Source organism: Flavobacterium branchiarum, from assembly GCF_030409845.1.
GTDB lineage: Bacteria > Bacteroidota > Bacteroidia > Flavobacteriales > Flavobacteriaceae > Flavobacterium > Flavobacterium branchiarum.
Map to the genome: position 1 here is coordinate 358080 of NZ_JAUFQQ010000005.1, position 21187 is coordinate 379266.

Annotated in this window: 21 protein-coding genes; 16 read left to right on the forward strand and 5 right to left on the reverse strand. The window is 31.9% G+C overall.

The features are described 5' to 3' along the window. The first annotated feature begins 390 nt into the window (after nucleotides 1–390). From QWY99_RS13570 to purU, 3 genes are all read left to right on the forward strand, one after another. The gene (locus QWY99_RS13570) at nucleotides 391–957 is read left to right on the forward strand and encodes a hypothetical protein (RefSeq protein ID WP_290266021.1); all 567 of its coding nucleotides are present in this window, start codon (nucleotides 391–393) and stop codon (nucleotides 955–957) included. A 236-nt stretch (nucleotides 958–1193) separates the two neighbouring features. After that, on the forward strand, nucleotides 1194–1913 hold the full coding sequence (locus QWY99_RS13575; protein WP_290266022.1) for a DUF4197 domain-containing protein: 720 nt from the start codon (nucleotides 1194–1196) through the stop codon (nucleotides 1911–1913). A 41-nt stretch (nucleotides 1914–1954) separates the two neighbouring features. Then, complete coding sequence (gene purU, locus QWY99_RS13580) at nucleotides 1955–2809, forward strand: formyltetrahydrofolate deformylase (RefSeq protein ID WP_290266023.1); 855 nt, start codon at nucleotides 1955–1957, stop codon at nucleotides 2807–2809. Between the two features lie 984 nt (nucleotides 2810–3793). On the opposite strand, the gene QWY99_RS13585 is transcribed toward purU, so the two are convergent. The 4 genes from QWY99_RS13585 to QWY99_RS13600 all read right to left on the reverse strand — a co-directional run bounded on the left by QWY99_RS13585 (nucleotide 3794) and on the right by QWY99_RS13600 (nucleotide 9819). Further along, the gene (locus QWY99_RS13585; protein ID WP_290266024.1) at nucleotides 3794–5287 is read right to left on the reverse strand and encodes a catalase; all 1494 of its coding nucleotides are present in this window, start codon (nucleotides 5285–5287) and stop codon (nucleotides 3794–3796) included. A 422-nt stretch (nucleotides 5288–5709) separates the two neighbouring features. Beyond that, nucleotides 5710–6507: an ABC transporter substrate-binding protein gene (locus QWY99_RS13590; RefSeq protein WP_290266026.1), complete on the reverse strand. Its 798-nt coding sequence runs from the start codon at nucleotides 6505–6507 to the stop codon at nucleotides 5710–5712. A 193-nt stretch (nucleotides 6508–6700) separates the two neighbouring features. Continuing rightward, nucleotides 6701–7522 carry an orotidine-5'-phosphate decarboxylase gene (pyrF, locus tag QWY99_RS13595; protein WP_290266027.1) on the reverse strand — a complete coding sequence of 274 codons (822 nt, stop codon included), beginning with the start codon at nucleotides 7520–7522 and terminating at the stop codon, nucleotides 6701–6703. Nucleotides 7523–7635: 113 nt separating this feature from the next. Then, nucleotides 7636–9819: a DUF5723 family protein gene (locus tag QWY99_RS13600; RefSeq protein ID WP_290266028.1), complete on the reverse strand. Its 2184-nt coding sequence runs from the start codon at nucleotides 9817–9819 to the stop codon at nucleotides 7636–7638. A gap of 160 nt (nucleotides 9820–9979) precedes the next feature. Between QWY99_RS13600 and QWY99_RS13605 the strand changes: the two genes are divergently transcribed. The 10 genes from QWY99_RS13605 (at nucleotide 9980) to QWY99_RS13650 (ending at nucleotide 16572) form a co-directional block, all read left to right on the forward strand. Next, a complete protein-coding gene (locus QWY99_RS13605; protein ID WP_290266030.1) occupies nucleotides 9980–10453 on the forward strand; it encodes a Dps family protein in 474 nt (157 codons plus the stop codon). Nucleotides 10454–10781: 328 nt separating this feature from the next. Further along, nucleotides 10782–11336: a helix-turn-helix domain-containing protein gene (locus QWY99_RS13610; RefSeq protein ID WP_290266031.1), complete on the forward strand. Its 555-nt coding sequence runs from the start codon at nucleotides 10782–10784 to the stop codon at nucleotides 11334–11336. Between the two features lie 10 nt (nucleotides 11337–11346). Next, nucleotides 11347–11796, forward strand: coding sequence for a response regulator (locus tag QWY99_RS13615; RefSeq protein WP_290266032.1), 450 nt, complete (start codon nucleotides 11347–11349; stop codon nucleotides 11794–11796). 10 nt (nucleotides 11797–11806) lie between these two features. Then, nucleotides 11807–13603 (forward strand): sensor histidine kinase, encoded by a 1797-nt coding sequence (locus QWY99_RS13620; RefSeq protein ID WP_290266033.1) that lies wholly within the window; start codon nucleotides 11807–11809, stop codon nucleotides 13601–13603. A 116-nt stretch (nucleotides 13604–13719) separates the two neighbouring features. Continuing rightward, nucleotides 13720–14292 (forward strand): DUF4142 domain-containing protein, encoded by a 573-nt coding sequence (locus tag QWY99_RS13625; RefSeq protein WP_290266034.1) that lies wholly within the window; start codon nucleotides 13720–13722, stop codon nucleotides 14290–14292. Nucleotides 14293–14603: 311 nt separating this feature from the next. Beyond that, entirely contained in the window at nucleotides 14604–15257 is a 654-nt protein-coding gene (locus tag QWY99_RS13630; protein ID WP_290266035.1) for a porin family protein, read from the forward strand. A 91-nt stretch (nucleotides 15258–15348) separates the two neighbouring features. Continuing rightward, nucleotides 15349–15501, forward strand: coding sequence for a lmo0937 family membrane protein (locus tag QWY99_RS13635; protein ID WP_290266037.1), 153 nt, complete (start codon nucleotides 15349–15351; stop codon nucleotides 15499–15501). A 37-nt stretch (nucleotides 15502–15538) separates the two neighbouring features. Beyond that, nucleotides 15539–15808 (forward strand): YtxH domain-containing protein, encoded by a 270-nt coding sequence (locus QWY99_RS13640; RefSeq protein ID WP_290266038.1) that lies wholly within the window; start codon nucleotides 15539–15541, stop codon nucleotides 15806–15808. A 38-nt stretch (nucleotides 15809–15846) separates the two neighbouring features. Continuing rightward, a complete protein-coding gene (locus QWY99_RS13645; protein ID WP_290266039.1) occupies nucleotides 15847–16197 on the forward strand; it encodes a hypothetical protein in 351 nt (116 codons plus the stop codon). Nucleotides 16198–16230: 33 nt separating this feature from the next. Continuing rightward, nucleotides 16231–16572, forward strand: a complete 342-nt coding sequence (locus tag QWY99_RS13650) for a hypothetical protein (protein WP_290266041.1) — start codon at nucleotides 16231–16233, stop codon at nucleotides 16570–16572. 298 nt (nucleotides 16573–16870) lie between these two features. Here QWY99_RS13650 and prfA read toward each other — a convergent pair whose 3' ends face one another. Beyond that, nucleotides 16871–17947 carry a peptide chain release factor 1 gene (gene prfA / locus QWY99_RS13655; protein ID WP_290266042.1) on the reverse strand — a complete coding sequence of 359 codons (1077 nt, stop codon included), beginning with the start codon at nucleotides 17945–17947 and terminating at the stop codon, nucleotides 16871–16873. A 642-nt stretch (nucleotides 17948–18589) separates the two neighbouring features. On the opposite strand from prfA, the gene QWY99_RS13660 reads away from it, so the two are divergent. From QWY99_RS13660 to QWY99_RS13670, 3 genes are read left to right on the forward strand one after another with little or no spacing between them, the layout of a single operon-like run. Continuing rightward, nucleotides 18590–19651, forward strand: coding sequence for a ComEC/Rec2 family competence protein (locus QWY99_RS13660; protein ID WP_290266043.1), 1062 nt, complete (start codon nucleotides 18590–18592; stop codon nucleotides 19649–19651). Continuing rightward, nucleotides 19641–20738 (forward strand): trypsin-like serine protease, encoded by a 1098-nt coding sequence (locus tag QWY99_RS13665; protein WP_290266045.1) that lies wholly within the window; start codon nucleotides 19641–19643, stop codon nucleotides 20736–20738. Before QWY99_RS13660 ends, QWY99_RS13665 begins: the two co-directional genes overlap by 11 nt. Next, nucleotides 20731–21186 (forward strand): hypothetical protein, encoded by a 456-nt coding sequence (locus tag QWY99_RS13670; protein ID WP_290266046.1) that lies wholly within the window; start codon nucleotides 20731–20733, stop codon nucleotides 21184–21186. The genes QWY99_RS13665 and QWY99_RS13670 overlap by 8 nt, the downstream gene beginning before the upstream one ends. Nucleotide 21187: the final 1 nt, after the last annotated feature.

Here is a 21187-nt window from a genome sequence, read left to right on the forward strand (position 1 = left end):
AGATCGTTTTTATAAAAATAACGCAAAAGAGAATTTTATTACCTAGAATATTCATCAATAACATGTTTAAATTACAAATAGAAATAATACAAATAAAACATAGCTACTCTTATTATAAGGGTTAAAAAATATTTTGGCTTAAGAATAATTTTTACATAATACGCCTATTCCCCCTGACGTACTATTCTGGCCCAACAATCTTGTTTTTGGTACCCAAACTAAAAACAGTATTACAATAATTATTTAAAAAAATTATTCCTGAAATTTAAAAATCAGCCTATTATTAAATAATAGATCTGCTATTCTTTTATGGACAATAAAAATTATTTATAGAATACAAAACCAATATATCTTGCTATAACTGAAATAGCAATTTCAAAAATACCGCACATGAAAAAATTTGATTTAAAAACATTTAATGAACGCAAAAAAGAAAACAATACCTATTGTCGGTATATTAAAAAGAATGATGATGGTAAAAATGTAGAAACCTATCTTATTGAGAATAATGATTCTTATCAAGAAACAAATACTACCTTAAATACTCCTATTAAGGAAAGATATATGTACGATAAGAATACATTGAAGATTACAAAAAAAATAACTAGCTTTTATGATTGTATTATTGGCTTTCGAAAAGAATATGATGAAAACGGAATCCTTATTAAAGAGATAAATAACGACAAACCTTATACGTTTAGCTGGCAAGATTTGGTGCAAAAAATGAAAATGGAGTATGATATTGACCTAATGGATAAATTAGATCAAGTTAAAAATGATAATTGTGTGTCATCTGTTACTAGAAATCCTGCATTAATGAAATATCATATCCGTATTCCACGCGAACATATGCCTCATGGTATTCTAGAAGAAAGACTTGAAATTGATGCAACTACAGGGGAAGTTATCTCTCATATTAAAAACAAAGAAAAAACATATCCAAATGCCAATAAATAACTAACACTGTCTTTAAGTATATTGCTAATTACATTGCTCAGTTAACACTCCTAATACAAAACCATCTTTCCTAGTCTAGCCCCGATGGAAACGGTATACCGCACTTTTGGGGTGCGGATTTAGTGTACAGCGGGTACATTGTTAGTAATAAAACAAAATGTTGGTGCTCCTAAAATAAAATTGTGGCTTTGTTTTTGAATAAGTAGTATTTTTGAAACTTATAAAATTACTATTTAATGAAAAAGATTTTACTTTTAACACTGGCATTTTCTATTACATCTTATGCTCAGGTGCAAGAAACGCTTAACAAATTACCTAAATTATCTTCTAAATTATCAAGCCTTGGTGGGGTTGATATCGCTTCGGGGTTAAAAGAAGCCTTAGATAAAGGAATAGCTAAACAAGTGACTAAATTAACGGCTACTGATGGTTTTTATAAAAATGAAGCTGTAAAAATATTAATGCCTGAGGAATTACAAAAAGTAGATGCTACTCTAAGAAAATTTGGTCTTGGATCTCTTGCCGACGAAGGTATTAAGGTATTGAATCGTGCTGCCGAAGATGCTGTGAAAGAAGCAACTCCTATATTTGTTTCGGCTGTAAAAAACATGTCTATTAATGATGCTAAATCTATTTTATTAGGTAAAGAAAACGCAGCTACTACTTATTTAGAATCTAGTACTACTACTTCATTATACAGTAAATTTAACCCTGTTATTAAAGAATCTTTTAGCAAAGTTGGTGCCGATGAAATCTGGTCAAATATTATTACCAAATACAACGGTCTTCCGTTTGTGAAAAAGGTGAATACTGACTTAACAGATTATACTACTACCCAAGCGCTTGCTGGTGTATTTAAAATGATTGCCGTAGAAGAAAAAACGATTAGAACCGATATAAGCGCAAGAACTTCTCCTTTACTGAAAAAAGTTTTTGCTATGCAGGATAAAAAATAATCTAAATAACAAACTACTAACCGACTAACCAAAAAACTAAAATGCAAAAAATAACTTTTCTTATTCATTGCAAAGACCAAAAAGGGATTATTGCAGCGGTGACTAATTTTATCCTAAAAGTGGAAGGAAACATTACTTACATTGACCAACATGTTGATGTGGAGCAAAATGTGTTCTTCATGCGACTGGAATGCGAACTAACCAATCGTAATATTGCTATTGAGGATATTAAATCTGATTTTAACGATTCTATTGCTACCGATTTTCAGATGTCATGGGAATTATACAATCAGGAGCAAAAGCCTAAAATGGCATTGTTTGTTTCTAAATACGACCACTGTTTATTTGATATTCTAGGTCGTTATAGTGCCGATGAATTAGGAGTTGATATTCCTGTTATTATTAGTAATCATAATGATTTAAGGGCGATTGCAGAACGTTTTGATATTCCGTTTCACTGTGTTCCGTTTACTAAAGACACTAAAGAGGAAGGGGAGAAACTTCAGATTGCTTTGCTGAAAAAATACGAGATTAACTTTATTGTCTTAGCGCGTTATATGCAAATTATTACTCCTAGATTAATTGCACTTTACGAAAACAAAATCATTAATATTCATCACTCTTTTTTACCCGCATTTCCTGGTGCTAAACCATACCATTCGGCTTTTAAAAGAGGGGTTAAAATTATTGGAGCCACAAGCCATTATGTAACCGAAGAATTAGATGAAGGTCCGATTATTGAACAAGATATTGCTCGTGTTTCACATATTCATTCGGTAGATGATTTTATCATGAAAGGACGTGATCTAGAACGTATCGTATTAGCAAGAGCTATAAAATTACATGCCGAACGCAAAACAATGGTTTATAGTAATAAAACTGTGGTTTTTTCTTAAAAAAAGTTTCAAGTTTCTTAATGACTCCGAAGTTTTGCTTCTTTGTGGCACTGTGCCTTTGTAACTTTCCAAAAAAGTACTATTCAGTTGCAGTGTCATCCTGAGCGGAGTCGAAGGACGGTTCTTAAAAATCTGAATCCCTCTGAATCTTTGTTCCTTTGAACCTCTGGAACTAAAAAACATTTTACCACACTAATTGAGCAGTTTTTCTCGCAAAGACGCTAAAAATTGAAGTCATTTCTACTAAAGACTTTGAAATTTTTAATCTTAGTACCTTCTAATAAAACAACAAACCCGACAGCTTTCAAAAAACTGTCGGGTTTTGTTTTATAATTCTCAGTTGTAAACTAGTTTTCAGTTTCTTAGCACCTTAGTAAATAGCTTCGACTCCGCTCAGCTTGACAAACCTTACAAATCCTGGTTTTCAGTTTTCAGTCCCTGCATTTAAATCTTAGTAACTCAGAACCTCAGCCTCTTTTAAAAAAAACTTTTATAACGCTGATTGAACAGAGTAGTTTTTCTCGCAAAGACACAAAGACGCTAAAATCAGTCTCAGTCTCATCCTGAACGGATTGAAAACAGTCTCAGTATTAGTCTCAATAAGCAGAAGTTTCAATAACTCAAAACTTAGAATCTTAGCAACTCAGAACCTCAGCCTCTTTAAAAAAAAACTTTTATAACGCTGATTGAACAAATTAGTTTTTCTCGCAAAGACACAAAGAGGCAAAAATTTGAAAATAATTCGGCTAAAGCCTTTACTATCTGAATTCCTTTCTTCCAGCTAAAGCTGGAAGCTATTGATTAAAAGTTCTAAATAAAAACTAAATAGCAACTTTAAACTCTTTGAAAATTTAAACCTCTGCTCCTTTGAACCTTTGCAACTTTGAACCTTTGCAACTTTGTATCTAAAAAATCTCAGAACCTTAGCAACTTAGTACCTCAGAACCTTTCCTTTGAAGCTTTGAACCTCTGCAACTAAAAAAATTACCTTACTTCAATCAATAATCTTGGGTCGCTAAAGTTGTCTACTTCATCCATTGTCATTCCTAATGCATTTGCTACACCTGCTCCATAAGCTGGATCGGCTTTAAAGCAGTTACGAATGTGTCTTACTTGAATAAACTTTTGCGCTCCCCCTACTTGTGCCGCTGTATTCTTGAATAAGAATTGCTTTTTATCTTCGGTCATTAAGCGGAATAGTTTTCCTGGTTGAGAGAAATAATCGTTATCATCTTCTCTAAAGTTATGTGCGTATGCATCACCATGAATTGATAGTGGTGGCTCTTTGTGTTCAGGTTGCTCTTGCCATTGTCCAAAACTATTAGGCTCGTAGTGTTTTTTACTTCCGTAATTTCCATCTACGCGCATTGCTCCATCTCTATGAAAACTATTTACGGGACATTTTGCTGCGTTTACAGGAATTTGTGCATTGTTTACTCCTAAGCGATAACGGTGTGCATCACCATAAGAAAACAAACGCGCTTGTAACATTTTATCTGGTGAGTATCCGATTCCTGGAACAATGTTAGCAGGATTAAATGCTGCTTGCTCTACTTCGGCAAAATAGTTATCTGGATTTCTATTTAATTCAAATTCTCCTACTGGAATAAGTGGAAAATCTCCTTTTAACCAAACTTTAGTTAAATCAAAAGGATGGTATTTATAGGTTTTAGCTTGCTCCTCAGCCATGATTTGAACAGACAATTTCCATTTTGGAAAATCTTTTCTTTCAATTGCTTCAAACAAATCTCTTTGGTGGCTTTCACGGTCGTTTCCAACAAGTTTTGCAGCTTCTTCATCAGATAGGTTTTCGATTCCTTGTTGTGTTACAAAGTGAAACTTAACCCAATGTCTTTCGTTTTTATCATTGATAAAACTAAACGTATGACTTCCAAATCCATGCATCTGACGATATGATTTTGGAATACCTCTATCACTCATTACAATTGTTACTTGATGTAAAGCCTCAGGAAGTAATGTCCAGAAATCCCAATTGTTATCGGCACTTCTTAAATTTGTTTGTGGATCCCTTTTTACAGCATGATTTAAGTCTGGGAATTTCATTGGATCACGGAAAAAGAATACCGGAGTATTGTTACCTACTAAATCCCAATTTCCTTGATTGGTGTAGAATTTCATCGCAAAACCACGAATATCTCTTTCTGCATCGGCAGCACCTCTTTCTCCTGCAACAGTTGAAAAACGAACAAACATGTCTGTTTTTTTTCCTATCTCTGAAAAGATATCAGCTTTAGTATATTGAGTAATATCATGCGTTACAGTAAATGTTCCATAAGCAGCAGATCCTTTAGCGTGCATTCTTCTTTCGGGAATTACCTCTCGGTCAAAGTGTGCCATTTTTTCTAAAAACCAAAAATCCTGTAATAATACTGGACCACGAGGCCCTGCAGTCATTATGTTTTGATTGTCTGGTACAGGTGTTCCTGTTGCCGTGGTAAGTTTGTCTTTCGATTCCATAAGTAACAAATTTTAATGATTATATTCAAAGGTAACGCACTTGTGTTTATAAACAAAATTGATTGTTTTTATATTATAATAGATTTACACTATTTAATAGTATTAATTTACTACATTTTATACATCCTTAAAAGTAATTAAAAAAAGTTAACTTATGTACAACAAAGTAATAACAAAACCTTAACAACATAACATTGGCTTATGTCCGACCTTTGCAATGTAATAAACTGGTTATTTATTATTTTGGTTTTGGTTAGTTAAATGATTGTCGGCATCTTGGTTAGATGCCGGCTTTTTTTTGCCTTTTTTTCTAAAAACACACCAAATTTAGTCTTCTACTTAAATATTAGGGAATCTTTATTTAAATCAAAAAGCCGCATTAGAAATCTAATACAGCTTTTGAATTGAATTTTAAAAGTAACTTATTGCAGGCGTTCGTGCATTTGTTTAAAATAGGAGAAAGCTTTTAGCAATCGGGTTCCATACCACGAAAACATTTCACCATCTACAAAAACAGTTTTGGCATGATGTGTAAATCGTCCAATCTCGAATGCATCTTCTTCTTTAAAAGGATAGGGTTCTGAAGATAACAAAACAACATCAGGATCGCCCTCTAAGCGCATTTTCTTAAGTTCTATTTCGGGATAGCGTCCTTTATCTGAATATATGTTTGTAAAATGATTCAGTTTTAGTAACTCATCAATATAATTATCTGATCCTGCTACCATAAAAGGGTTCTTCCAGATAAAATAAGCTGCTTTTTTAAATGGCTTGTCTTTTATGTAGGTTTTAAAATCTTGCAATCCAAAAGCCAATTTATCATTCCATTTTTGCGCTTCGGTTCTGCAATTAAACAATTGTCCGAAATCGGTAATCATCTGAAGGTTGTCTTCTACAGTTAGTATATTGGTTACCCAAACTGGACAAATTTCGGATAGCTTCTCTACAATTTCTTTTGTGTTCTCTTCTTTATTACAAATGATAATATCTGGATTCAGCAATCGGATTTTCTCGTAATGCACTTTTTTAGTTCCACCAACCATTTTTTTGGTTGATTTTAAGTGATACGGATGCACGCAAAACTTAGTTATCCCAACAATTTTATCTTCGAGGCCTAAATCATAAAGCAATTCGGTTTGCGAAGGAACAAGCGAGATAATTCGTTTTGGAGCAGTTTCAAAAGTATGTAATGTACCGATTTGATCTGTTAGTTGTTTCATGTTTGCAGTTCTCAGTCGCGGTTTTCAGTTTTCAGTCTCAGTTTCTCAGTCTCAGTTTCTCAGTCTCAGTTTCTCAGTCTCAGTCTCAGTATTCAGTATTCAGTATTCAGTCACAGTTAGCACTGAGACTGTAAACTGAGAATATATACTCAATATAAAGACTGAGACTGTAAACTGAATACTGAGACTGAGACTAAAATTTATTGTTTATAATCAAAGCCATTTCTTGTTGCATTTTTAGGGCTTCTTCTCTTGCTTTCTCTGCAAAGTCAGTTCCTTTAGATGCGTATATAATAGCACGAGACGAATTAATTAGTAATCCTATTTTGTCATTCATTCCGTATTTACATACTTCTGATAAGCTTCCGCCTTGAGCGCCTACTCCTGGAACAAGCAAAAAGCTATCTGGAACTATCTTACGGATTTCTGTAAAATATTCGGCTTTGGTAGCTCCTACAACATACATTAAGTTCTCGCTATTCTTCCATGTTTTAGAAGTTTCAAGAACTTGCTTGTATAATTCGGTACCATTGGTAAGTAATGTTTGAAAATCGAATGCGCCTTCATTAGATGTTAACGCTAACATTATAGTGTGTTTATTTTCGAATGCTAAGAAAGGCTCTACGGAGTCTTTCCCCATATATGGTGCTACTGTTACACTATCGAAATTTAAATCTTCAAAAAAGGCTTTAGCATACATACTCGATGTATTCCCAATATCGCCACGTTTAGCATCGGCAATGGTAAAAATATCTGGATGCTTCTCGTTTATATAGTTGATTGTTTTTTGCAGCGACAACCATCCTTTTATTCCGTAGGCTTCAAAAAAAGCAGTATTGGGTTTGTAGGCAACGGCTAGGTCGTGTGTGGCATCGATTATAACTTTATTAAATTCAAAAATCGGATCTTCTGTTTCTAAAAGATGTTCTGGAATTTTAGTTAAATCGACATCTAAACCGACGCATAAAAATGATTTTTTTAAAAGAATTTGTTCGTGTAGTTGTTGTGTAGTCATGCTTGTTTGTTTAGCCTTCTAATTCATAATAAATAATTCTTTTTAGAAAGTATGCAAAAATAAAAAAAGCCACTCAATTAAGAATGGCTTTTTACTATTATATTCAGGTTGGTTTACAAATTGCCTAGATAAACAATTTCTGTTCTTCTGTTTTCAGCTCTTCCTGCCGCTGTTTTGTTAGATTTAACTGGTTTTGTAGCTCCAAATCCTTGAGAAGTTAAATTGTCTGGATTTACTCCTTTAGCAATTAAGAAATCCATAACTGCTTTTGCTCTAGCTTCTGATAATTTTTGATTGAATTTAGGGTTTCCTACATTATCAGTATGCCCATTAATTGCAAACTTAGCATTTGGATAGTTTTTTAAAATTTCTTTGATAGCATCTAATCTTTTAGATGTTTCTGCTTTTTTAGCTTCGCTTAATGTAGCCTTTCCTGTTTCGAAAAAGATTGACTTCGCTTCTATTTTTAATTGTTCTAATACCGCTTTAGAAACTTTAGGACAACCTTTATTTTCAATCGGTCCTGGTATTAAAGGGCAATCATCTTCGCTATCTGGAATACCATCTTTGTCTGCATCTAGAACTGGGCATCCTTTGTTTTCTACTGGACCTGCAACATCTGGGCAAGCATCATCTTTATCTAAGACTCCGTCTCCGTCTGTATCTGGCCAAGGACATCCTTTATTTTCTACTGGACCTGCAACAGTTGGGCAAGCATCAACATTATCTAATAAGGTATCTCCGTCTGTATCTTGCCAAGGACAACCTTTATTTTCGATTGGACCTGCTACGTTTGGACAAGCATCGTCTTTATCAAAAACACCATCTTTATCTGTATCTGGCCAAGGGCAACCATTGTTCTCTGCTGGGCCTGCTATTTTTCTGCAAGCATCATTCTTGTCTATAACTCCGTCTTCATCGGTATCTTTAAATTTCTTTTGGTAAACTGGAATTTTCATCCCAAGGTGAAAATCAACTGCTTTTGATTCTTTTGAAACTAAATTAGTAACTACTGAACCTGATCCAATAAAGAAAGCTCCCAATCGAATTCCCGAACCTACTTGCATACCGCTATATTCCATCCAAGTCATTGGAACATAAAAACTAAACCATCTACTTTCGTAACGAGGTGTTAAACTTACTCTATTACCAATAGTAACTGCATTAATCTTATCGGTATTAACCATATTAATGTCTCCATTAAGATTAAGGTAGAATTTTCTAAACATATTCCAATCTACATCGGCATGAATTGCAGTAGGTAAATTTGTTTTTCTTCCTTTTGTACTAGACGTTTTAGTGTAATTATCATTTAAAAAATCATAGATATTCCCCATATCATCAATCATTTCCTGCGTAACTACTCCGGTAACATTATAAGTATCTTGTTTTGCATTTCTGTAATTTATAGATCCTATATCTGTAACAGACAATCCAAAACGTACTTTATACTTGTTTAAATCTCTAAAATTATTATCTGCTGGTTTTGCTTTGTTTACATCATATTTATCATAATCAGGTCTCCATTCGTAAACAAGTCCAAGATCTAAACCAAAACCTTTTGAATTAGCATCAAAATCATATTTTGAGTTAGCTTCAAAATCCTGACTTGCTCCTATTGTAATCTCTCCTGTAGAAGCTAGAACTCCTGCTTTAGGATCAGCTACATTTTCGACATAGGCAACATTAACATTATTTGCATGAGCATAACCATTTACACCTCCTTGTAAATACTTAGCAGTTAAACCTCCTTTTAAGAAATGTTGGTTCTTTTGATACAAAACAGCGGCATAAGAAACACCTAATTCTCCCCAAGAGTTTGAAGCTCCATTTAAATTACCTAGATTAAAGTTGAAATCACTTGATTCATCTAAACCATCTTTAACCTGATCTACAAGATATCCGTTAATGTTTCTGATATTACTTACTGATCTTGCTCTTGTAAATACTGCCAATGTATGTTTTGGAGCAATATTAAACATAAACGAGGGCCCCATGATATCAAAATTAACGAGAGCGTTATTTGAACTTGAGAAACTTGATTTTGACTGGCTATCGAAATCATATCCATCTTTATAAACATCAAAAAGACGAACTCCATATAAATCATTTTGAACCGAACCGCTAATAGAAAATAAATTAATATCGGTTTTAAAACGAGAATCAGCTATAGAAGCTGGATTAAAAAGTACGCTTTGTACACCCGCATAATTATCATGGAAATACCCCATATAAGATTGGGCTTTGGATGCGAAAGAAGTAATAAAAAGTAATAAAATAAGTAATTGTTTTTTCATTCAAATTGGGTTTAAAAATTAAATCGGTCGCAAAACTACAATAATAGATTCAAAAAAACAGCACCTTACATTGAATTTATGCAACTTTTATTACAAATTATACAAAACGAACAACAAATATCCTTTTAACTTTGAGAAATACCTTAAAAAAACATATTACATGAAACCCCATATTGGAATATCCCCCAAAGATTTAAAGAAAAGCGCCGACATTTTGACATCAATTTTATCAAATGAAATGATATTATATGTAAAAACAAGAAAATTTCATTGGAACATATCTGGAAACAGTTTTATGGAGTTACATAAGTTATTTGAAGACCAATACGGCGTTTTAGAAACAATTATTGATGAAGTCGCAGAAAGAATTAATCAGCTTGGCGAAAAAACTATAGGAACTATGACCGAATTTATTGGTAATTCGACATTAAAAGAATTCCCTAATATGTACCCGTCTCAAAAGGAAATGCTAAGTGAATTACTAGACAATCACGAACATGTTATCGTTGAACTTAGAAAGTACATTCCAGAATTTGAAAATCAAAATCACGATATAGGTTCTGCCGATTTTATAACAGGATTACTAGAACAACACGAAAAAATGTCTTGGATACTACGTCGTTATTTGAGTTAAGTTTAGTTTTAAGAAAGGTTCTGAGTTACTGAGGTGCTAAGAAACTGCACTTCAACACTGAGACGACCCTTCGATGACGCTGAGACTGAAAACTGAGACTGAAAACTAAGAACGGAATCAAAAGAAGAAATACATAAAATTATTTCAGATTTGTAAACCAATTTATCTCAATTATAATGCCGTCTAATTTTTTAATTAGACGGCATTATTTTTTTTAGTAATAAAGAAACATGGACTAAAACACATTAAAAATATTTTAATTTTAACACTATTTACCGCCCTATTTATCAATGTTTTTTTATATATCTTTAGCAATATTTTTAAAGCAATGAAGTTATTTATTAAGTTTGATATTAATACTGTTTGTTCTCAATTTTTGAAAGAGAAACTGAGTGAAAGACAGATTAATTATACCCCTTTAGGTTTTGGAGAAATTGAATTAGATAAAAACCTAACATCGGAAGAGTTAGACTCTATAAAGAATGATTTAGGACCTTTTGGTCTAGAAATTGTAGAGAACCAAAAGAGTGTTCTTGTACAAAAAATAAAAGATGCTATTATTGAGATGGTTTTTATGGACGAAAACGGAAGTAATTTAAAAAGCTCTGTTTATTTGGCCGAGAAATTAAATCATAGCTATGGTTATTTATCGAATGTTTTTTCGGAAGTAACCTATTCCTCTATAGAGAATTTCATCATTTTACAAAAAATTGAAAGAGCCAAACACCTCATTATTATTAATGAAATGAGTTTGACTGAAATTGCGTTTTTACTTAATTATTCAAGTGTAGCACACTTAAGTACTCAGTTCAAAAACACCACAGGAATAAATCCTTCGGCATTTCAGAGAATTATTAAAAAAAGACGTGAAAATTTAAAATAACTATAGATAAATGCAAAAAAACGCATTACACATTTTACTAGCCGATGATGATGAGGACGATCGCCTTTTTTTCAAAGACGCCTTTGAAGAAGTAAAAATTCAAACAAAAGTACAATTTGCACACGATGGTATGGAGTTAATGGAGCATTTAATGCATCCTGAAACGGTCTTACCCGACATTTTATTTCTGGATTTAAACATGCCTAAAAAAACAGGTAAAGAATGCTTGATGGAAATAAAAAAAACAGATCATCTTAAACATTTAATTGTTGCTATTTACTCTACTTCTTCGTCTGAAGAAGACATTGAGGATACCTTTATACAAGGAGCAAATATTTACATTAAAAAACCAAGTAGCTTTGATGCTCTAAAAAAAATTATTAATGAAGTTGTAACACTAAACTGGCATTATCACACTTCTGGATTGAATCGTGAAACCTTTTTGTTACGCTTAAAATAATTAAAATCGGATGAAATTGATACCAAATTTTAATTCACCACTTACGTTGAGGATTATTTTTGCAATATCGATATTTATTTTATTATTCATTACATCGGTATCTTACAAACACAATCGTGATTTGCAAAACTCGAGTAAGTTAATGATGCATACCTATGAAATAAACATCCAACTAGAACGATTACTATCGTTTGTAAAAGATGCTGAAACTGGACAAAGAGGCTATATAATAACCAAAAATAGCCGCTTTTTGTCACCTTACCTTTTTTCTAGAGATAAAGTCAATAGATCATTTATCAAACTTAAAAATTTAGTATCCGACAATCCCGAACAACAACAAAATCTTAAAAATCTTTTCGATTTAATCATTCAGCGCTATACCTATCTTGAAGGTTCTTTAAAGTACAGCAATGATAAAACTTATGACAAAAGAAAAGTAGACAATTATATGTTTGGTGGTCGAATTGTAATGGAGAACATTCGTTTCCAGATTGATGAGATGAATGATGTTGAAAAAGAAATTCTGCAAAAAAGACAAAAAATTTATCAGAACGAAATCTCATTAACTCCAATCTTTTCGATTTCCTTATTCTTAGTAGCCCTTTTATTTATTTTATTGTCTTACAGACAAATTAGTAATGACATTGATCGTCTAAAGATTTTCAATAAAAAGCTTTTAATCTCTAGTAAGCTTATGGCAGAATCTGAGATAATTGGTGCTTTTAGTACTTGGCAATGGGATTTAGGAACCGACAAAATTGTATACTCTGATAATCAATACCGTTTATTAGGTTATCCTCCTAACTCATTTGTTCCTGAAAAAGAAAGCTTTTTAGAATTTGTACACCCTGAAGACAAAAGAGCAATAGCAAACTCAATGCAGGCTATTATCAATCACAAGCAACTACCTCTTATTTACTATAAAGTTATTCGCAAAAATGGAGATATCAGACACTTTAAGTCTATCGGAAAACTATTGATAGATGAACAAGGTAGTAAAATAATATTAGGAATCACTTTTGACATCACCGAAGAACATTTTCAAAATTTAGCAATATACGATCGTAATAAAGAACTTGAAAAAAGCAATAAAGAACTAGCTTCTTTCAATCATGTTGCGAGTCATGACTTACAGGAACCCCTTAGAAAAATACAAACATTTATCTCTAGAATTTCTGAAGACGATATGAATGCGCTATCTGAGAGCGGAAGAAGTTACATCATAAAAATTGAAGCTTCTGCAAAGAGAATGCGTATTTTAATTGATGATCTATTACTTTTTTCTAGAACAAATACAACCAAAAAGGAATTCATTAAAATGAATTTGAATGATTTGCTCGAAAAAGCTAAATTAGAATTATCTGAAATTATTCAAGAAGAAAATGCAATTATAACATCTGATAAACTACCTAAACTAAAAGTTATTCCTTATCAGATAGAACAGCTATTTATTAACTTAATAAGTAATTCTATAAAATATAGAAAGCCAGATAGCGCTCCTGAAATCAACATCTCATGCGAAAAAATAGCTTCTAAAGAGTTTCCTGATTTACTAGAACAGTCTATTAAGAAATATTACAAGATTACTTTCTCTGATAACGGAATGGGGTTTGACCCTCAGTTTAAGGAAACTATATTTGTATTATTCCAGCGTTTGCACTCTAAAACCGATGAATATCCTGGAACTGGAATTGGATTGGCCATTTGCAAAAAAATTGTCGAAAACCACAAAGGACATATCACTGCAGACAGCACACCAGATAAAGGCTCTGTTTTTACCATTTTTCTTCCCGAATCTCATCTTTAAAACCATCATTTTAAGTCCTATAATCCCTTTTATGGGAATTATATAACTATTCTTTTTTATGCTGTAAGGTAAAAACAGTATATCGGTTGCATCTTTGTAATATAAACTTTTAGCAAGTGAAAATCCACACTGTGTTACCCACTAAATATTTGCTTATTAAAGCATTTTTTGTCTTTGCAATTTTGACTACTATGCTGTCATGCAAAAAAAATGAAGCTTTTGAGAAAACAGCTGATAAAGATATTTTTTCAAAAAATAATTCGGAAGAAATAGATGCTTATTTTTTAGTCGCAACAGCAAATATTAGTAAGGCTATAATATCAAAAAGTCAAATTGCACAACAAAAATGTCAAGATGTAAGGATTAAAAGGTTAAGCAGTAAAATTGAAACAAATCAAAATGAATTGCTTCGTGAGATAACAACAATGGCCAGCAAGAAACTCGTCATTATTTTAAACACAGATGAAAAACAGTCTAACGATGATTTATACACATTGATAGGCACTAACAAAGCCGATTTTGACAAAGCTTATATTGACTTAATAATCGAATCTATTAGTGACCAGATTGAATTGCTAAAATCAATTACAAGAGAGACAAATGATACCGATATTATAAAACTATCGATTAAATATTTGCCCACACAGTACCGCTTTCTAGACGAATCGAAAGCACTTAAAAAAGAATAACATTTTACTCCTTGTGTGTAATTTGTATAGCCTGTTTGAATACATAAAAACATAGTTCCGATAATTCGGAATAAGATTATTAATCAAAATCGTTTCAAGAAAAATTACATTTTTTGGGACATGGCTTTATAGTGCTTTATTTTAAGTCAAAAGTCTTTTAAAAGTTTTGTCAAACTATTTTTAATAAACAAAAAAAAACGAACAACAAGCCGTTTAATGCCATTACGATAGTATAGCCTTTAATCAAATGAATTAAGATTTTTTAAATAGTACCCCAATAATTAATGTCTAAGCCATAAAAATTAAAAACTATGAAAAACAAAGCCCAATTATTATACGCACTTACCGTATTTATCTCAGCCTCTTTTGGAATTGCAAATGCACAAAGCACTCCCGTAGGAGCCGAATTCGGAATTAAAGGAGGAGTAAATATGTCCAATCTATATTCTGGTAATGTCGATGACAAAAATGCTACATATGGATTCAATGCTGGTTTTTACGCCGCATTTCCAATATCAGATAACATTTTCATACAGCCCGAAATACTATATACCACGAAGGGAGCTGAACTGGAATACAATAACGCCTTTGTAAGCGGAGTTGGTAAATTTAGACTGAATTATATCGAAGTTCCGTTATTGGTGAAATTCAAATTAACACAAAACTTCAATATTCATGTAGGTGGTTACGCCTCTTACTTGGTCGATGGTAAAGTAACCAACGAATCTAGCGCAGGTGGCGCATTCGATTTTGAAGAAAACGTAAGTGCCGATGACTTTAACCGATTCGATGCTGGTTTATCTGCTGGTGTTGGTGTAGATTTTGACCCGCTTAGCATCGGATTACGTTACAATTACGGATTAACAACCGTAGGAAAAGAACGTAGTTTCGCAGGAACTTCATATACTTTTCCAGATGCAAAAAACAGCAATTTAAGTTTATACGTTTCATATAAACTAAATTAACCTTAGAAGGTCAATATACAAAAAACTTATTTCGCACTTGCTAAAAATTAAATTAAGCATTCCCCATTATTAACCCTTAAATACAAATGTCATGTCAAATTTATTATACACCGTTGCCATTATTTTAGTTATACTGTGGGCCTTAGGTTTCTTTGTTTACAGCTTAGGGAGCATTATCCACATCTTATTAATCATTGCAATTATTGCAGTTCTTTTAAGATTAATTAAAGGCAGAGAAGTTTAGAAACAAATTATTTTATTAAACATTAAATACAAATATTATGAAAACGAGTAACACCATTTTAGGAATTATTGGAGCAGCAGCTGCTGGAGCATTATTAGGAGTATTGTTTGCACCAGATAAAGGATCAAAAACGAGACAAAAAATAGCTGATAAAAGCAAAGATTATAAAGATGACTTTAAAGGTAAACTAGACCATATTGTAAGTACGATTTCTGCAAATGGAAAAGAACTTATGGATCAAGGAAAAAACAAATACAATAGAGCAAAAGAAGAAGTTAGCGACGGAATCGAGCATGTAACTAACTAAAATAATTTTGTTTTTTTTCAACATTAAAGCACCGAACTATGGAAACTAAAGCATCAACAACAGATACACTTTTTGAAAAAGCAGAGAATTATACCAAAACAAGTTTTGAATTACTAAAACTGAAGTCGGTATCGGTATCCGCAGATGTACTCTCATCATTAACATCGCAAATTATTGTAGCTATTGTTGTTGCTTTTTTTAGTTTATTCTTCAACGTTGGATTGAGTTTGCTTATTGGTAAACTCCTAGGCGAATATTATTATGGTTTTTTCATAATAGCTTTTGCTTATTTAATCCTTGCCATTGTATTGTACAAAAAACAAGAGAAATGGATTAAGGGACCAATAGGAAATATTATCATTTCGCTTTTATTAAAAAAGAGGAATTAAATGATTTGAAATTAATCTTAAAACCAATTTCTTATGAGAACCAATAACGCTACAGATGATTTGAATGAAATGATTTTGCAATTAAAAAATCAGCAAGAAGCCGAATGGATTGATTTGAAAGATATATTTCATGATCTAAAAGAAGGTTTAAAACCCCTAAACTTAATTAAAAATACCTTAGCGGAGATTGATGAGGGCATTGATATAAAAAGCAATCTATTGAAATCTCTTTTTAGTATCGGAGCTGGATATTTATCCAAAAAGATACTTATAGGAAGTACTCGCAATAAGGTAACAAGCTTTTTTGGTTCGATGTTTCAATTGGCAGTAACCAATTTTATTTCGAGAAAAACTACAAGCCATAGTAAAGATTAACAATAAAGTAATTAATCAAAAAAGTCGCAAAGCTTTCAGCCTTAAAGCCTCAGAAACTTAGCAACTTGAAACCTAAAAAAAATATTCAGCATATTGCTTCTTTATACGTTTTTACATTATAACGATTAATTGAGTAAATGCTCTCACTATATATTTTTTACCTACAATAAATAATATTGCCAAAAAAGCTAAGTATGCTGGTACTTAGCTTTTTTTTTGTTTAAGATTTAAAACCATAAAAAAATGCCTAACTAAAATTAGTCAGGCATTATATAATCTTAAAAAGTAGCTTCTAGAATTAGAATACTTCGCTAGCTTCTTTTAATTTCTCAGTATTGTTTACCAATTGTAACTCATCTACAATTTTCTGAATATCACCATTCATGATGTTACCCAAATCATATAAAGTAAGTCCAACACGGTGATCTGTAACACGCCCTTGCGCATAGTTATACGTACGAATCTTAGCCGAACGGTCACCTGAGCTTACCTGAGAAGTACGCTTAGTAGCATCCTCAGCTTCTTTCTTAGCCAATTCTTGTTCGTATAAACGAGAACGTAAAACGTTTAATGCCTTATCTTTATTCTTGTGTTGCGATTTTTGATCCTGACATTGTGCCACCAAACCAGTTGGAATGTGCGTTAAACGTACTGCCGATTTAGTTGTATTTACCGATTGTCCACCAGGTCCTGACGAACAGAAAAAGTCAACACGTACATCGTTCATATCGATTTGCACATCAAACTCCTCAGCTTCAGGAAGAACCATAACCGTAGCAGCCGATGTATGCACACGACCTTGAGTTTCTGTTTGAGGAACACGTTGTACACGGTGAACACCAGCTTCAAACTTCAATGTACCGTAAACATCCTCACCAGTAACTTCAAAAATCACCTCTTTAAATCCTCCCGAAGTTCCCTCGTTCATATCTACAACCGAAGTTCTCCATCCACGATTCTCACAGTATTTTGTGTACATACGGAAAAGATCTCCAGCAAAAATACTTGCCTCATCTCCACCCGTACCAGCACGAATCTCAACCATTACGTTTTTAGCATCCTCTGGATCTTTAGGAATCAACATAAATTTAATTTCATCCTCTAGTTCTGGTAAACGCTGTTTGGCTTCGTCCAATTGCATTTTGGCCATTTCAACCATATCGGCATCGCTACCATCAGCAATTATCTCATTAGCCTCTTCTATATTAGCCAACAAAAGCACGTATTCGTCGCGTTTTTCTGCCAATGCTTTTAAGCTCTTGTACTCTTGATTCAATTGCACATAACGCTTCTGATCCGAAATAACATCCGGTTGGATGATTAAATCAGAAATCTCGTCGAAACGTTGTTTTACTATTTGAAGTCTATCTAACATTTTGTGTATCCTTTTATGGAGTGCAAAATTACGAAATTTTTGTTTAAAATTCTATCATTCAACTTTCAAGTTTTTCAACTGCCCTCCCAACCTTAATTTTATTGGAATTATAGCCTTTTTTAAGATCTGTTTAACTCCGTTGAATCTTCGGTGTCCTGCTATCCGTTACAATGTTTTATTGATCCTTCCTCTGTCAGGATGACAAAAAAAGGTTATTCACTTCTCCCGATAGGTATCGGGACAGGGCTAAAAAAATTAAGCGCGTTTACGGTTTTCAGTAAAGTTTATGAATTATAAGCAATTACGTTTGCCTATTAATATAAAACCTAATCAACATTATCATAGTTAATTTATAATTGATGTAAATCATAACTCACCAAAGCATAATTATAAAATCAGGTATTTATACGGGGTGGTTAATTTAAATTAAAGACGATGTTTGTTTTTAGGTTGGGATTATGAAAAAAAAAAGATAATTAAATACAAATCAGACAACAATAAAATTAACATTAAACAATTATATATTACCATCAAACTAAAACCTTACTTTATCAGACCTATCTATCCAAATTAAGGCAAATAAATCTAGTTTTATCAGGCTTATGTACTAATTATCTGTAATTCTAATAACCACCTCTATCAATGACTAGAACTCAAACTGAATTAAACATCTTACCATCTTTTAATGGTGACTCAATATTTATCAAAACGTATGATGAAAACAATAAAGAAATTATAATTCTTATAGACGGAGGAACACCAGCTACATTTGAATATACTTTAAAGAAAAATCTAAAAGATATCGTTAAGATTGATATTCTTGTACTAACCCATATAGATAATGATCACATAGGAGGATTAATTAATTTTTTCAAAAATAGTATATCAGAAAAAATTGAAATTGGAGAAATTTGGTACAATCAGCCAGATATTGAATTCTATCAGAAAAAGACTAAAAAAGCAATGATTAATGTACCACAAGCAGAAGATTGGAAAACCTTAATAAAACAAAAAAAGCAAAGTGTAATAATTAAAGAAATTACTACAGAAACTAAATTGATAAATATTAAAGGTTTAGAATTTACAATATTATCACCTACTCTAGAAGTTAAAAACAAACTGTATGAAGTCTGGTTAAAAGAAAGAAATAAAGTACACTCCGTAAAAGCTCAAATTTGTGCAAGTATGAAAAGTTATTCAAAATCTCTTGAAGAACTTAGTAAAATTGATTTTAAACCAAAAAAAACTATTAATAGTGACATTTACAATTCATCATCAATTGCATTTATATTAAAGTGTCCAGATTTAAGCATCCTTCTTTTAGCAGATGCAAGAGCAGAAATTATTAGTAATAATTTAAAAGAACTCTATAATGAAACCAAACCTCTTGAAGTAGATTTTGTAAAAATTTCACATCACGGCAGTTTAAATAATACTTCTCAAGAATTATTATCTCTAATTAAATCTAACAACTATATAATTTCAACAAATGGTGGTTCTTCAAATCATAAACACCCCTCCAGAGAAACCATTGCCAGAATTGTGTATAAAACCAACAGAACAGATAGTACTTTAAATATTTACACCAATTATGAAGTTGATAAAATAAAAAATAAAATTGGAGAATTTATAACACAACAAGATTTAGAAAAAGGAAATTGGAATATTGAACATAAAAATACTTTCACAAAAGATGATAAATAACGAACCTGAAAAATACTGTGTCCGTATAACATGTAATGATAAAAAAGGAAGTGGAGTATTAATAGCAGGAGAAACTTCATTTTATATTTTTACAGCAGCACATTGCTTAGGAGAAGAAAGACCAAACATTGAAAATATTAAAATTCAAAAACAGTCTGATTACAAATCTGAATTTAAAGACATATCAGTTATCTCAATTAAAGAATTTGATTATGAAAAAGACTACGCACTTTTAGAGATTGATTTTCAAGGTGAAGATCAACTATTATTACAGTATAAATTAGCACATAGCTTTTTATCGGATACAAACGTTAAATTTTGTGGATATCAAGGTGTTAATAATGATGAGTATAGGCCTTTTACTAGCAAAGTAATAACAAGAAGCGATTCTTTTCATAGTTTTAAAATTACCTTGACAGATAGTGATACTTTTCAGCAAGGAGGAGAAGACGGAGATTATATTGCAGGTGGACTTTCAGGAAGTGGCGTCTTTGTCTATAGACATAAAACTCCTTTTCTTATTGGGATTTTAAATTCTGTTATTACTGAAAAAGCTTGGAACAGTGACATTGATTGTTGTTCCGTTCATCATATTCGAAACTATTTTAAAAATTATATTGATTTATCAGATTTAGCCGAATTAAGAAGTTGGACAGAGAATCTGGATAGAGCATATACAGAGCTTGAAGTTAAAGCCTTTGAAAGTACTGAAAGTGATTTTTTTAAGAAATTACATCGAAAAAACAATGTTCTTTATCCTGAAATTGAAAAAGCAAATCGTGTCACAACAAAGCAAATTAAAAAATATTTATCAATGTTAAACAACATCAGACAACTTGATAATGAAGCCCCTAATTTGTACATAAAATTCAAAGAAATAGTAAAAAGATATGTTGATCAAGTAGAAGATGATTATACTAGAGTTGTTAATAATAACAACGAAGCTATTGATAAAAAAAATGAATTACAGCAAAGACTAAAAGAAGATTTAGATTTTCTTCCAAATAATATGGATATAGATTTTTCAGATTTTCAAATAATCGAATGGTTGGGAGTTTGCACTTTAAATTTTACAAATAATGATTAGTATAATACTAGACGAAAAGAAAACCTCAGTATCTATAAGATATAATGCATATTATAAACTTGTTTTACTGCTTACAATTATTAATAAATGTGGAAGTAAGAATATAGTAAATCTACAATTAATTCATTTGCTTTTTTGGGCATTAAGAGATGAAAGAAATTATCAAGTCCTTTATGATTTAAAAAAAGGAAACCGTAATACGTTAATTCCTTGGTCATTTGAATTTGGACTTGAAAAAGTACTAGCGTTGGGTTATATTGAAAAATATATTGATAAAAAAATTGTAACTAATCAATTAGAAATTGTGTTAACGACAGAAGGTCTTGAAATATTAAATTCTATAAATGAAAATGAGTTGTTTAAAGAGGAAATAGAAAAGATTGAGACCATCGGAAGAATACCCAAAACACGTTTAGAAAGAGCTAATAACAACTGGAAACTAATATAAC